Origin of the sequence: Bradyrhizobium guangdongense (assembly GCF_004114975.1) — a bacterium.
GTDB classification, from domain to species: Bacteria; Pseudomonadota; Alphaproteobacteria; order Rhizobiales; family Xanthobacteraceae; genus Bradyrhizobium; species Bradyrhizobium guangdongense.
Map to the genome: position 1 here is coordinate 2,414,073 of NZ_CP030051.1, position 14,266 is coordinate 2,428,338.

A 14,266-nucleotide genomic window follows, 5' to 3' on the forward strand; every position below is an offset into this window, starting at 1 on the left:
AAAGCTTTGATTACCCGCGTTTTCTGAAAAGTGATTTTTTGCTGCACTTGGCGCAGTGGGCGAACGTGTCTTCTAGAGCACCGTCAGACTAAGCTGAAGAGGAAGGCTCGCTGTTCATCGTCAGGCTTCGGAGATATTGCATGTCCGATTCACTTGCCTCTTGGAACCGCATCAAGAACATCTCCGGGTTCAGTGACGGCGTCCATTCCGGACCGCCGCTGGCTGCGCCGCTGACATTGCCGGCGAGTGGAGTTGCGCCCGACAGCGCAGGCGCCTCGCTGGACTACTACGTGCGCTTCTCGATGTATGACGGGACGACGTTCACGGTCGACGGCAACAAGCTGTTCGGCCTGCATGGTTTCTCGTTCAGTGACGACCAGACGCTCAACATCGGCAGCCAGTCGACTGGTGCAGGAGCGGGCAAGGTCACCTTCAATCCCTTGCATCTGAGCTTCTCGCAGCTCGGCCTGGATCCGAAGCTGTTCCAGATGCTCGCCTCTGGTACGGCGTTCAAGGAGGTTGATGTCCTCGGCTACCACGAGAGCGGCGATACCAGCCATCTTGCGGTCGACTACAGCTTTGGCCTGGCTGCAGCCAAGACGTTGGGCATCAATGACAGCGGCATCACCACGCTCGACCTCGAATACGGCGCCGAGGCGATGCAGATCTTCAATCAGCATCTCGACGGCTCATACTCCTCGACCCCGGATGCGACGTCATCCTGGAACCGCATCAAGAACATCTCCGGGTTCAGCGACGGCGTCCATTCTGGACCGCCGCTGGCTGCGCCGCTGACATTGCCGGCGAGTGGAGTTGCGCCCGACAGCGCAGGCGCCTCGCTGGACTACTACGTGCGCTTCTCGATGTATGACGGGACGACGTTCACGGTGGACGGCAACAAGCTGTTCGGCCTGCATGGTTTCTCGTTCAGTGACGACCAGACGCTCAACATCGGCAGCCAGTCGACTGGTGCAGGAGCAGGCAAGGTCACCTTCAATCCCTTGCATCTGAGCTTCTCGCAGCTCGGCCTGGATCCGAAGCTGTTCCAGATGCTCGCCTCTGGTACGGCGTTCAAGGAGGTTGATGTCCTCGGCTACCACGAGAGCGGCGATACCAGCCATCTTGCGGTCGACTACAGCTTTGGCCTGGCTGCAGCCAAGACGTTGGGCATCAATGACAGCGGCATCACCACGCTCGATCTCGAGTACGGCGCCGAGGCGATGCAGATCTTCAATCAGCATCTCGACGGCTCATACTCCTCGACCCCGGATGCGACGTCATCCTGGAACCGCATCAAGAACATCTCCGGGTTCAGCGACGGCGTCCATTCCGGACCGCCGCTGGCTGCGCCGCTGACATTGCCGGCGAGTGGAGTTGCGCCCGACAGCGCAGGCGCCTCGCTGGACTACTACGTGCGCTTCTCGATGTATGACGGGACGACGTTCACGGTCGACGGCAACAAGCTGTTCGGCCTGCATGGTTTCTCGTTCAGTGACGACCAGACGCTCAACATCGGCAGCCAGTCGACTGGTGCAGGAGCAGGCAAGGTCACCTTCAATCCCTTGCATCTGAGCTTCTCGCAGCTCGGCCTGGATCCGAAGCTGTTCCAGATGCTCGCCTCTGGTACGGCGTTCAAGGAGGTTGATGTCCTCGGCTACCACGAGAGCGGCGATACCAGCCATCTTGCGGTCGACTACAGCTTTGGCCTGGCTGCAGCCAAGACGTTGGGCATCAATGACAGCGGCATCACCACGCTCGACCTCGAATACGGCGCCGAGGCGATGCAGATCTTCAATCAGCATCTCGACGGCTCATACTCCTCGACCCCGGATGCGACGTCATCCTGGAACCGCATCAAGAACATCTCCGGGTTCAGCGACGGCGTCCATTCTGGACCGCCGCTGGCTGCGCCGCTGACATTGCCGGCGAGTGGAGTTGCGCCCGACAGCGCAGGCGCCTCGCTGGACTACTACGTGCGCTTCTCGATGTATGACGGGACGACGTTCACGGTCGACGGCAACAAGCTGTTCGGCCTGCATGGTTTCTCGTTCAGTGACGACCAGACGCTCAACATCGGCAGCCAGTCGACTGGTGCAGGAGCAGGCAAGGTCACCTTCAATCCCTTGCATCTGAGCTTTTCGCAGCTCGGCCTGGATCCGAAGCTGTTCCAGATGCTCGCCTCTGGTACGGCGTTCAAGGAGGTTGATGTCCTCGGCTACCACGAGAGCGGCGATACCAGCCATCTTGCGGTCGACTACAGCTTTGGCCTGGCTGCAGCCAAGACGTTGGGCGTCAATGACAGCGGCATCACCACGCTCGATCTCGAATACGGCGCCGAGGCGATGCAGATCTTCAATCAGCATCTCGACGGCTCATACTCCTCGACCCCGGATGCGACGTCATCCTGGAATCGCATCAAGAACATCTCCGGGTTCAGTGACGGCGTCCATTCCGGACCGCCGCTGGCTGCGCCGCTGAAATTGCCGGCGAGTGGAGTTGCGCCCGACAGCGCAGGCGCCTCGCTGGACTACTACGTGCGCTTCTCGATGTATGACGGGACGACGTTCACGGTCGACGGCAACAAGCTGTTTGGCCTGCATGGCTTCTCGTTCAGTGACGACCAGACGCTCAACATCGGCAGCCAGTCGAGTGGTGCGGGAGCGGGCAAGGTCACCTTCAATCCCTTGCATCTGAGCTTCTCGCAGCTCGGCCTAGATCCGAAGCTGTTCCAGATGCTCGCCTCTGGTACGGCGTTCAAGGAGGTTGATGTCCTCGGCTACCACGAGAGCGGCGATACCAGCCATCTTGCGGTCGACTACAGCTTTGGCCTGGCTGCAGCCAAGACGTTGGGCATCAATGACAGCGGCATCACCACGCTCGACCTCGAATACGGCGCCGAGGCGATGCAGATCTTCAATCAGCATCTCGACGGCTCATACTCCTCGACCCCGGATGCGACGTCATCCTGGAACCGCATCAAGAACATCTCCGGGTTCAGCGACGGCGTCCATTCCGGACCGCCGCTGGCTGCGCCGCTGACATTGCCGGCGAGTGGAGTTGCGCCCGACAGCGCAGGCGCCTCGCTGGACTACTACGTGCGCTTCTCGATGTATGACGGGACGACGTTCACGGTCGACGGCAACAAGCTGTTCGGCCTGCATGGCTTCTCGTTCAGCGACGACCAGACGCTGAACATCGGCAGCCAGTCGACTGGTGCAGGAGCAGGCAAGGTCACCTTCAATCCCTTGCATCTGAGCTTCTCGCAGCTCGGGCTGGATCCGAAGCTGTTCCAGATGCTCGCCTCTGGTACGGCGTTCAAGGAGGTTGATGTCCTCGGCTATCACGAGAGCGGCGATACCAGCCATCTTGCGGTCGACTACAGCTTTGGCCTGGCTGCAGCCAAGACGTTGGGCGTCAATGACAGCGGCATCACCACGCTCGATCTCGAATACGGCGCCGAGGCGATCCACGTGTTCGATCTCAATCAAGCGCCAGTTGCGCTGTACGGGAGTGCCACAGGTAACGAAGACAATTCCATTTCCGGGCACGCTATCGCGACTGATCCTGATCAACTTCCCGGCCCGATTACGTACAGCCTTGTATCCAGTCCTCAACACGGAACGATCGATTTCCATCAAGATGGTTCGTTTGTTTTCACGCCGACTGCAGATTTCAATGGGACTGATTCCTTTACGTTCCAAAGCAGCGATGGAGATCTGACGTCGAATGTCGCGACATTCAAGCTGAACGTTCGCGAGGTCAACGACGCGCCAATAGCTAACGCGGATGTCAAAACGACAACCGAAAACAGCAAGCTCGTCTTCGCCGCGTCCGATCTGATCGCCAATGATGTTCCTGGGCCCACGAATGAAGCCGACCAGCACTTGAAAGTGACGTCAGTTTCCGCAACGCCAGACACCCATGGTCGGGTTTCGCTGGTCGGCGGCCAGGTTATTTTTACGCCCGACAAGGACTATATCGGAGGCGCCTCATTCAATTATACGGTCACTGATGACGGAACAACTGACGGCCGCAGCGATCCCCAGAGCAGTTCCGGAATTGTGAGCATTAACGTCCTATCGACGAAAAATCTAACCTACCTGTTGAAGGTGGACGGGATTCAGGGCGATTCGACAGTGAAGGGCTATGAGGGTGCCTTCACGGTTGACGAGTTCACGTTCAACGAGCTGACCAAGCTGGCCGCGGGGGCGGGCGGTGGTGGTGCAGGCAAGGCGCAGTTCGATCCGTTGACGGTCGATATCGGCAGGCTCTCGGCCGGGCTGGTAAAGCTCCTGGCAGATGCAGCGACAGGCAGGCACATCCCCACGATTGAGCTTGTGGGTCTGAAGCCGCAGGGCGATGCGCTGCAGAAGCTCTATGACCTGAAGCTGACCGACGCGACGGTGGCAGGCTTTGCCAGCGACGGCGGCCACGACACGGCGATCGCTTTCGACTTCAACAGAGGCAGCGAGACGATCGCAGGTCAGAATGCCGACGGTTCGCTCAATGCGGGTCAGACCTTCAACTTTACGGCCGGCCCGCTCGCGCCCGTCGACCACGACATCCTGACGGCGTTTGCGCATGATCACAGCGGGCCTCAGCTAACCTACCTGTTGAAGGTGGACGGGATCCAGGGCGATTCGACAGTGAAGGGCTATGAGGGTGCCTTCACGGTTGACGAGTTCACGTTCAACGAGCTGACCAAGCTGGCCGCGGGGGCGGGCGGTGGTGGTGCAGGCAAGGCGCAGTTCGATCCGTTGACGGTCGATATCGGCAAGCTCTCGGCCGGGCTGGTAAAGCTCCTGGCAGATGCAGCGACAGGCAGGCACATCCCCACGATTGAGCTTGTGGGTCTGAAGCCGCAGGGCGATGCGCTGCAGAAGCTCTATGACCTGAAGCTGACCGACGCGACGGTGGCAGGCTTTGCCAGCGACGGCGGCCACGACACGGCGATCGCTTTCGACTTCAACAGAGGCAGCGAGACGATCGCAGCTCAGAATGCCGACGGTTCGCTCAATGCGGGTCAGACCTTCAACTTTACGGCCGGCCCGCTCGCACCCGTCGACCACAACATCCTGACGGCGTTTGCGCATGATCACAGCGGGCCTCAGCTAACCTACCTGTTGAAGGTGGACGGGATCCAGGGCGATTCGACAGTGAAGGGCTATGAGGGTGCCTTCACGGTTGACGAGTTCACGTTCAACGAGCTGACCAAGCTGGCCGCGGGGTCGGGCGCTGGTGCAGGCAAGGCGCAGTTCGATCCGTTGACGGTCGATATCGGCAGGCTCTCGGCCGGGCTGGTAAAGCTCCTGGCAGATGCAGCGACAGGCAGGCACATCCCCACGATTGAGCTTGTGGGTCTGAAGCCGCAGGGCGATGCGCTGCAGAAGCTCTATGACCTGAAGCTGACCGACGCGACGGTGGCAGGCTTTGCCAGCGACGGAGGCCACGACACGGCGATCGCTTTCGACTTCAACAGAGGCAGCGAGACGATCGCAGCTCAGAATGCCGATGGTTCGCTCAAGGCGGGTCAGACCTTCAACTTTACGGCCGGCCCGCTCGCACCCGTCGACCACAACATCCTGACGGCGTTTGCGCATGATCACAGCGGGCCTCAGCTAACCTACCTGTTGAAGGTGGACGGGATCCAGGGCGATTCGACAGTGAAGGGCTATGAGGGTGCCTTCACAGTTGACGAGTTCACGTTCAACGAGCTGACCAAGCTGGCCGCGGGGGCGGGCGGTGGTGGTGCAGGCAAGGCGCAGTTCGATCCGTTGACGGTCGATATCGGCAAGCTCTCGGCCGGGCTGGTAAAGCTCCTGGCAGATGCAGCGACAGGCAGGCACATCCCCACGATTGAGCTTGTGGGTCTGAAGCCACAGGGCGATGCGCTGCAGAAGCTCTATGACCTGAAGCTGACCGACGCGACGGTGGCAGGCTTTGCCAGCGACGGCGGCCACGACACGGCGATCGCTTTCGACTTCAACAGAGGCAGCGAGACGATCGCAGGTCAGAATGCCGACGGTTCGCTCAATGCGGGTCAGACCTTCAACTTTACGGCCGGCCCGCTCGCGCCCGTCGACCACGACATCCTGACGGCGTTTGCGCATGATCACAGCGGGCCTCAGCTAACCTACCTGTTGAAGGTGGACGGGATCCAGGGCGATTCGACAGTGAAGGGCTATGAGGGTGCCTTCACAGTTGACGAGTTCACGTTCAACGAGCTGACCAAGCTGGCCGCGGGGGCGGGCGGTGGTGGTGCAGGCAAGGCGCAGTTCGATCCGTTGACGGTCGATATCGGCAAGCTCTCGGCCGGGCTGGTAAAGCTCCTGGCAGATGCAGCGACAGGCAGGCACATCCCCACGATTGAGCTTGTGGGTCTGAAGCCACAGGGCGATGCGCTGCAGAAGCTCTATGACCTGAAGCTGACCGACGCGACGGTGGCAGGCTTTGCCAGCGACGGCGGCCACGACACGGCGATCGCTTTCGACTTCAACAGAGGCAGCGAGACGATCGCAGCTCAGAATGCCGACGGTTCGCTCAATGCGGGTCAGACCTTCAACTTTACGGCCGGCCCGCTCGCACCCGTCGACCACAACATCCTGACGGCGTTTGCGCATGATCACAGCGGGCCTCAGCTAACCTACCTGTTGAAGGTGGACGGGATCCAGGGCGATTCGACAGTGAAGGGCTATGAGGGTGCCTTCACGGTTGACGAGTTCACGTTCAACGAGCTGACCAAGCTGGCCGCGGGGTCGGGCGCTGGTGCAGGCAAGGCGCAGTTCGATCCGTTGACGGTCGATATCGGCAGGCTCTCGGCCGGGCTGGTAAAGCTCCTGGCAGATGCAGCGACAGGCAGGCACATCCCCACGATTGAGCTTGTGGGTCTGAAGCCGCAGGGCGATGCGCTGCAGAAGCTCTATGACCTGAAGCTGACCGACGCGACGGTGGCAGGCTTTGCCAGCGACGGAGGCCACGACACGGCGATCGCTTTCGACTTCAACAGAGGCAGCGAGACGATCGCAGCTCAGAATGCCGATGGTTCGCTCAAGGCGGGTCAGACCTTCAACTTTACGGCCGGCCCGCTCGCACCCGTCGACCACAACATCCTGACGGCGTTTGCGCACCTGCATCAGGATCTATTCCTAGTCTGATCGTCATCGGATGATCAATAGCACGCGACCTGCGAAGGGGCCGCGAAGCTCAAGTTAGCGGTGTCAGAAGTTGAGAGGGGGTTATCAATCGACGTCTTCGATACGCATACGCGAACGCCGCGAAACTGATTTAATACCCGCGGAGCGTCACGCCGCGTTGAGCTCGGATTCTGTGATGCGCCGGAATTCGAACAGCAATTCCTGAGGGTGCTTGGCAAGATATCCGACCACCTTGCGGTTGCGGAGCAGGTTTGACACGTAGCCGACCGCCAGCACCAGGTTGAATTACGATCATCAGCTCGGCGCCCCGATCTGTCGGATCGGTCCTAGCTTGCGCAGTTCTGAAAAGGAGTTGAGTGCGAGGTGCTTCTCCTTCAGCAGGTCGACCACCTCAGCGAAGTTGCGCAATCAGGTCGGGGCACATCCGCCGCAGCGCGCGATTGATCTCGATGTAGCGGTAATCCCGGTCGGGGCTGAAGCCGATAAGCATCTGTTGCAGCTGATGGGCAACTCGGATCGGATATTCGAGTTCGTCCTGAGGTTATCTCGGCTTTCCCTTCGAGTCAGAAGCCTGAGAAGGTACGAAATAGCCGGCGCAGTACGGCTGACCTACTTTCGGAAGTTATAGAAGGGCCCAACCCGGATAACTTGTAAAATCGAATGCTGGCCTGAGGGCCGGCTCAAGATGGATCAAGGACGCGCAGAAAGCTGGCTGCCCCCTTGTTAAGCGACTCGTTTCAGCCAAATCAGATCATCGCGTTTAGCTTTCCGGATAATGGTTCACCACTGTGCGTCGATTCCTGAATTGGTTCTTCCGCAACCGGGAAACTGGTGCCATTACGATTGCTCAATGGTCGAACCCAATCCTTTGAATCGTCATAGCAGCCGGCGCTCTGCTTCCGATGGGGCCTTCAGTCGGCACGCTCGGTTTCGTCCTGACCGTAGTCTTCAAGGGCGCGCTTTTCGTCTGGGCCGCCGATGAGATCGCCCGCGGCGCGAATCCCTGGCGGCGTTGGCTGGGGGCGGTTGTAGCCGCCTATGAAATGGTGACCCTCCTCACCTAGAACCCTACATTGATCCAGGGGCGGCGAATCCGAGGTCGGAACCGGGGTGCGCCATTCGTCTTAAGTTCGTGTGTCAAGACTCTGGAGTTCCGCGTAATGGCCCCCCACGCCAACTGGAAAGGGTTTCTTCGTCTTTCCCTCGTGACCTGCCCGGTGGCGCTCTTTCCAGCGACGTCGGAGAGTGAGAAGATCGCTTTCAACCAATTGAACCGGTCAACGGGCCGACGGGTCAAATACCTGAAAGTCGACGCCGATACCGGGGAGGGGGTCTCTAGCGAAGATATCGTCAAGGGCTACGAGTTCGAGAAGGGCCAATACATTGAGGTGTCGAAAGCGGAGCTTGAAGAGATCGCGCTGGAGTCCACGCGTACCATCGAGATCGATGAGTTCGTCGATCGTTCCGACATAGACCCGAGATACCTGATCAGGCCCTATTACTTGCGTCCAGACGGAAAGGTGGGCCACGAGGCCTTCGCCGTCATCCGCGAGACAATCCGTGAGATGGAGAAGGTTGCGATCGGCCGGGTCGTGCTCACGAACCGGGAGCATATCATTGCGCTGGAGCCGCTGGACAAAGGGCTTGTCGGCACACTGCTCCGCTACCCCTATGAGGTGCGCAGCGAGCAGGAATATTTCGATGAAATCCAGGGCGTTAAGGTCACAAAAGACATGCTGGATCTCGCCAAGCACATCGTGAACCAAAAGGGCGGGCGGTTCGATCCGGAGAAGTTTGAGGATCACTACGAGAGCGCGCTAGTTGACCTCATCAATCAGAAGCGCGCAGGCAAGACCATCGGCCCGAAGGAGCCGCCCAAGGGCGAAAACGTCGTCGACCTCATGGAAGCCCTACGGCGCAGCGTCGGGCAAGAGGCAACGCCGGCCAGGGCGGCCAAGCCAGCCAAGAAGTCAAAGAAGGCGGGGCCCAGCCAGAAGGAGATGTTGATGCCGATCACCGGCAAGAAGCAGGCAAAGGAGTTGGCTGCCAAGAAGCCGGCTGCTGGAACCCGGAGCAAGTCAGCGTGAAGCATCTTGTCACGCTAGACGGCCGCTACATCGTCGTCCGCAGACGGCTCTGGCGGATAGCGAGCCCGGACCTCGAAGAAGACGAGAAGTCGAAGCTCGTGAAACAGCTCATGGCTACCAGGCGGGCGGTCCGGAACGCGAAGGCTAGTGCGGATCTCGATGCCCAGAGGGCGGCGCATCGGGCGGTGGAAGACGCCAAGCGCGCCTTGGCGAGCGGCGCTCCCGTCTGGTGGAAGGACGGCCCGCCGGACCTCAATCGCTATGTGGCTAAGAACACGCCTTACGCCGAGTGGTATACCGCAATCGCCAGATCGCGCCACAAGGAGGTGTGAATGCCTAAAGCTGCAATCTTCGACCTCGACGGGACTCTTATCGATTCCGTCGATCTTCACGCTCTTGCTTGGCACGAAGCAATGGTGAAGTTCGGCCATGACGTCAGCTTCGCGCAAGTTCGAAGCCAGATCGGAAAGGGTGGCGACAAGCTCATTCCTGTCTTCCTTTCCGAGGCCGAGCAGAAAGACCACGGCGAGGAAATGGAGGCCTGGCGCGGCAATCGCTTCAAAAGCGCCTATTTGCCGCTGGTGCGCCCATTTTCGGCGGTGCCAGACCTGCTGCGCCGGATTCGGCATGCAGGCATCCGGCTTGCAGTCGCTTCGTCGGCTAAGAAAGATGAACTAGCCACATACCTCGATATCGCAGGCATTGCCAATCTGGCGGAAGTGACCACTTGTTCAGACGACGTGCAGCAGTCCAAACCCGCCCCGGACATCTTCGAAACCGCTCTCGGGAAACTCGGCATCACGGGCAGCGATGCCGTAGCCATCGGAGACACACCTTACGACGCCATCGCGGCCAGAAAAGCCGGGATCACGACGATCGGTGTTCTAGCAGGTGGGTTCACCGAGGACGAGTTAAGGCGGGCGGGATGCGCCGAAATTTACCCTGGTCCAGCGGCGCTCTTCGCCTGCTTTGAGAACTCTTTGCTGGCCATGTCGCGCACCGCCTAACAAACAAATCCAGCGAGTGCATTCAATGTCCAGCCTTGAACCTCTGACTGCCCCTGGCGACACATAGAACAGGTCCGCTAGGATGTCGCAAATGACACTTCTTGCTCAGGCTGTTTCGGTCGCTCTTTCTCGCAATCATTTATCGACACGCCTAATGAAACAATTGTTGCTGTTCGAGCTTGCTCGCTTTTTTGTTTGGATTCCCGCCGCAATCCGTGCAGCCAGGTGATGCTGGCGGGATCCAGTTCAGCTGTCAGGACTAACGTTGGATCCATCCGAACCCAATATCGCGATTACCCGCCGCTTCAGCAACTTCCGTCCGGACACTCCGGGCACGTGTCGCCGACCGAATCCAGGACGTCGCAGATCGCCGCGACGGCTTCAGTGGGAGAGGTCCCGAGAGTGGCTGCCGGTGGGCGAGTGCGATGGCGCGATCGCGGGCGTGAGGGTCAGCGCGGTCCTTCGCCCAGCCATGCTCTTCGCATTCTTGAATGGCGCCGGCCTCCTGCAGCACAGCGACCGCCCAGCCGCGCAGCGTCCGGATCACTGATCGCCTTTCCTTTGTCATCAGCATAGTGAGCGCTCCTGCAAGGTCGAATCCGTCCGCCCGCCTGCTCGTTCCGGGCGGTAAGCACGTGGCAGGGATTCGCAGCCGGTAGGGATGAAGCTTGTCCACCTGTTCCGCCGGTCACGTGCCCATCGGTGCCGGCGCGGCTCGGTAAGGCGCCTTCTTGGCTAACAAACTTACGATTGGCTAACAGCTTTGTGAGGGACGACGCCTAATGTCTGCGCGTTAAAGGCCATATACAGCTTGGGCGACTTGGAATGCGCAACAGGCAGAGCGGCTGGCGCTGGTCTATGAACAGATGGAGCAAGGCAACCTCCCGGCACAGTTGCCGCGGTAATCAGGTCTCGCGGATCGGCTCGGCGCGACGGTTGTCCAAACTCGCCCGGCGCCGCTGTGGAAATGCCTGAAGAGTTGAAGCGTGGCTACCCGACCGAGTTCGCGACGGTCCGCCAGATGGTGACGGCGACCATCATGCATGCCAGGCCGAGCCGACCAAGCCGTGCGGCTTCTAAGCCTAAAGACGGTGATCGGATTGCGAGGATAGACATCAAGGGCGGCCTCGCCGCGCTGTGCGGCAATCGCGCGCATCTCGCCGGCGGTCGCCGAGGCCGTGGCGGAGAGCTTGTTAGTGGTAGCATCGCGTGGTAGCAATGCTCCAGCAGCCAAGTTGATTTTACTTGTTTTTCAGTGCTTTCCGGCGTCGCCCTTCGTCTCCCCTAGCGATCGCCAGTTCTTGAAGACTACCGCCGAAATCGCGCTCTCCGCTCGATTGCTTGGGCAAACGCAGCCTCTAAATCCGCTAATGCAGACGCTGGTGAGGAGGATGAACCTCACACAACTGCTCCAATCTCAGCTCCAGCCGCTCGTTCAGCAGCATCAGCGCTCTGAGCGCATCGCGCAGATCGCCGTCACAAGCGGCTACGATCTCATCGACTGCCAGCTCGTATTCATCAAGAGCAGATATGGTGCGTTCTCGTGGCATACGAACAACATCCAAACAGAAACCTAAGTAGATCGCGTCATTATGGGGGCATTTTCCCCGTAATTCACAAGCGGCATATGTTGTTGCGGGGGTGCAACCTGCGCGACCATCGGAGGTGCCAAGTTGGTTCATTGACGCGACCAAAGCGCATCTCAATCTTGCTCCGATAAATAAGTCGCGGGGGATGAAGGTGTTTGATGTCTATCGCAATGGGGCGAGTGACCTGCTCGTTCTAAGTTTAGGCTCGCCGATACCGGCAGCTTACTCCGGAAAAAAGTGGCGCAAGAGCAGACGGAGAATTCTGAAGGTTAGCGATGAGATCAAATCAGCCGTTCAGCGACACGGTTACTACGTTCGCAGCTCGCGGGTCACCAAAGATCGGGTGGTCTAAGCGGAGCGGGAGCCTGCGGCACTCTTCACAACGCCATATCTTCGCAACTCGTGCCCGGCAGCCGTCAAATTGAACCCTACGATTAGACCTAGGCGTCTTAACGTCAGGAGGGCGAGAGGGTCGCACAATTCGATGGAAAGTCCGGCTCTCAATACAGCTATGGTGCGCTGTTCATCGCTATCGAGATCAGCCCATGAGATGTCCACCACATGGCTTTCGCGTTAAACCATTATCTAAGACCCAAATGTGTGTCTGATTTGGCGCAGGATAGCCATGGCGGCATCGCTGTACCGACCGCCTCAAGTATTGATCCAGCTGCCCCGTCCTAATCAGCTCATCGCTAAACAATTGTTCAAAACCCAAATGAGTGCCTGATTTGCCGCAGCATGCCCATCGCGGCATCGGTGTACCGACCGTTAGTTAGATATTGATCCAGCTGCGCTGTGGTAATCATCGCCACAACTGCCACTGCAAAGCCCTTAAACATTGGGCCTCTCCTTCAAAAGACCGCCAACTCGGCGTATTGAAAGATTTAAGCGTTCTCAGAATTTGCTGCCGCCTATGCGACCTAATATGGAAATGGTGGCAGTGATCAGTAACCACTTCCTTAACGGGCCCGATCTCGATGCGCGAACCGGGCTCCGGACATGCACGGTCTCGTCCTGCCAAACTCGGTCCTCACCATCAGGCGTATCATGCGAGCGGGTCGCAAGTGATTTGGGTGTGCTTGGTGACTGCACCGAGGTATCTACCACGCGAGAGTGCCTGCCTTTCAACGCTGGACCTTTTCCAAGGGGTAAGCACCTCCGCAGGCTCCACGAAAGTGGCAGCCGTCCCCGAGCCGTCCACATGGGCCATGATGATGCTCGGCTTCTGCGGCCTTGGCTTCATGGCGTATCGGCGCAAACAGATCGGCAGCGCGCTCGCAGTCACCTGAGCGCCTCCGCATCTGATCGATCACGACAAAGTCGCTCCTGATCGGGGCGGCTTTTTGCTACCATCACTAGATGCTCACCCTTCGCCCGATCGGCCCAGATGACTATTCGGTTCACGAGGAAGGCGACCGATCGGCCGCATCCGCTTCGCTAGCGACCGTGCGCCAGCGCTGTGGCTATGGGCGTCACGGTGACCTTGCCGGGTCCGCCGTTCGACTTAGCCTGTAAGTGCCGAACGGTAGAGCGCAGAAAATAGCTGCTGCTGTTCTTATCTGATTCAAGCTGGCGTTCTGCGTGCGCTTGGCCAACTTGCGGGGAACGTGTTTGATGTCTATGGGCTCGCCGATGCCAGCAGTTTGCTCCGGCAAAAGCTGGCGCAAGGGCAGAAGAAAAATTCGCGGATTGGAGCCTCGGCGTGGCAATGTAAACCACAGCAAAAAACTAAGTAGATTGTGTCACTGGCCTCGCGAATAGTCCGACGATCCCCGCAGACGTGCGAGCTTTTCAGCGTCAATTGCAGCTCGCACTTCTCGTGCCGCTTTTAAGGCCCGCCGCATGAAGGGGTCTTCCGTATCCTTAGTGAAGGTAATGAGGCGGACACACTGCTGGCAGTTGATCTGATGGCCGTCACGCACCCTCTGTGATCGTTCATTGAACAGCCTGGTGCAGAACGGGCATCTGACTTTGACTTTGTCGTCCATCGACGCCGACCTCTACCGATTTGACAAGCTATGATTCTCATCTAGCTGCTGTTTCGATCGAGTAAACCGATCCGCCCACATGCGGTTAATAGCTGTTAGTGATGGCGCACCACTCGTCCGTCCGTCCTTCCCGAACCCTCACGCCGCATCGCTTGGCCCACGTGGCGACTCAGCTTATCGATCCCGCATAAAGCACGCTGCTGCCCCTCCTTCAGCGACACGGAAGCCGCCGCCCGCAAGCCGATCGAGATCGCCAGCGTCATCGAGCTGGTGCAGGGCAGACGGATCTACATCGAGCTTATCAACGCGCCGTTCCTCAAGATGAGAGGCAGCGGCGAGGAATTTCGCGCAGGCATCGCGCTCGCGCTCGAGCGCGGCTGGATCGAGCTGCATGGGTCGGGGACGTTCGTTCGGTTGGTCAACGTGCCGTTCTTCAATATG

At 59.2% G+C, this 14,266-nt stretch carries 9 protein-coding genes and 2 pseudogenes; 7 read left to right on the forward strand and 4 right to left on the reverse strand.

Annotation, left to right across the window (positions count from 1 at the left end):
- Positions 1-140: 140 nt before the first annotated feature.
- From X265_RS11500 to X265_RS40400, 6 genes are all read left to right on the forward strand, one after another.
- Positions 141-7,154, forward strand: coding sequence for a type VI secretion system tube protein Hcp (locus X265_RS11500; protein WP_128964929.1), 7,014 nt, complete (start codon positions 141-143; stop codon positions 7,152-7,154).
- Positions 7,155-8,056: 902 nt separating this feature from the next.
- Positions 8,057-8,218 carry a hypothetical protein gene (locus X265_RS42050; protein ID WP_308421739.1) on the forward strand — a complete coding sequence of 54 codons (162 nt, stop codon included), beginning with the start codon at positions 8,057-8,059 and terminating at the stop codon, positions 8,216-8,218.
- A 96-nt stretch (positions 8,219-8,314) separates the two neighbouring features.
- Positions 8,315-9,241 carry a non-homologous end joining protein Ku gene (ku, locus tag X265_RS11510; protein WP_128964930.1) on the forward strand — a complete coding sequence of 309 codons (927 nt, stop codon included), beginning with the start codon at positions 8,315-8,317 and terminating at the stop codon, positions 9,239-9,241.
- On the forward strand, positions 9,238-9,573 hold the full coding sequence (locus X265_RS11515; protein ID WP_128964931.1) for a hypothetical protein: 336 nt from the start codon (positions 9,238-9,240) through the stop codon (positions 9,571-9,573). Before ku ends, X265_RS11515 begins: the two co-directional genes overlap by 4 nt.
- Complete coding sequence (locus X265_RS11520) at positions 9,574-10,248, forward strand: HAD family hydrolase (protein ID WP_128964932.1); 675 nt, start codon at positions 9,574-9,576, stop codon at positions 10,246-10,248.
- 91 nt (positions 10,249-10,339) lie between these two features.
- Positions 10,340-10,477 carry a hypothetical protein gene (locus X265_RS40400; RefSeq protein WP_164938525.1) on the forward strand — a complete coding sequence of 46 codons (138 nt, stop codon included), beginning with the start codon at positions 10,340-10,342 and terminating at the stop codon, positions 10,475-10,477.
- Between the two features lie 76 nt (positions 10,478-10,553).
- Here the strand turns inward: X265_RS40400 and X265_RS41280 are convergent.
- From X265_RS41280 to X265_RS41940, 3 genes and pseudogenes are all read right to left on the reverse strand, one after another.
- Positions 10,554-10,822: pseudogene (locus tag X265_RS41280) on the reverse strand (hypothetical protein).
- A 793-nt stretch (positions 10,823-11,615) separates the two neighbouring features.
- On the reverse strand, positions 11,616-11,798 hold the full coding sequence (locus tag X265_RS11530; protein WP_128969217.1) for a hypothetical protein: 183 nt from the start codon (positions 11,796-11,798) through the stop codon (positions 11,616-11,618).
- Between the two features lie 743 nt (positions 11,799-12,541).
- Positions 12,542-12,676 carry a hypothetical protein gene (locus X265_RS41940; protein ID WP_283815013.1) on the reverse strand — a complete coding sequence of 45 codons (135 nt, stop codon included), beginning with the start codon at positions 12,674-12,676 and terminating at the stop codon, positions 12,542-12,544.
- Between the two features lie 336 nt (positions 12,677-13,012).
- Here X265_RS41940 and X265_RS41035 point away from each other — a divergent pair.
- Positions 13,013-13,126: pseudogene (locus X265_RS41035) on the forward strand (PEPxxWA-CTERM sorting domain-containing protein); the annotation flags it as partial.
- An 873-nt stretch (positions 13,127-13,999) separates the two neighbouring features.
- On the opposite strand, the gene X265_RS42055 reads toward X265_RS41035, so the two are convergent.
- A complete protein-coding gene (locus tag X265_RS42055; RefSeq protein WP_164938526.1) occupies positions 14,000-14,218 on the reverse strand; it encodes a hypothetical protein in 219 nt (72 codons plus the stop codon).
- Between the last annotated feature and the right edge of the window lie 48 nt (positions 14,219-14,266).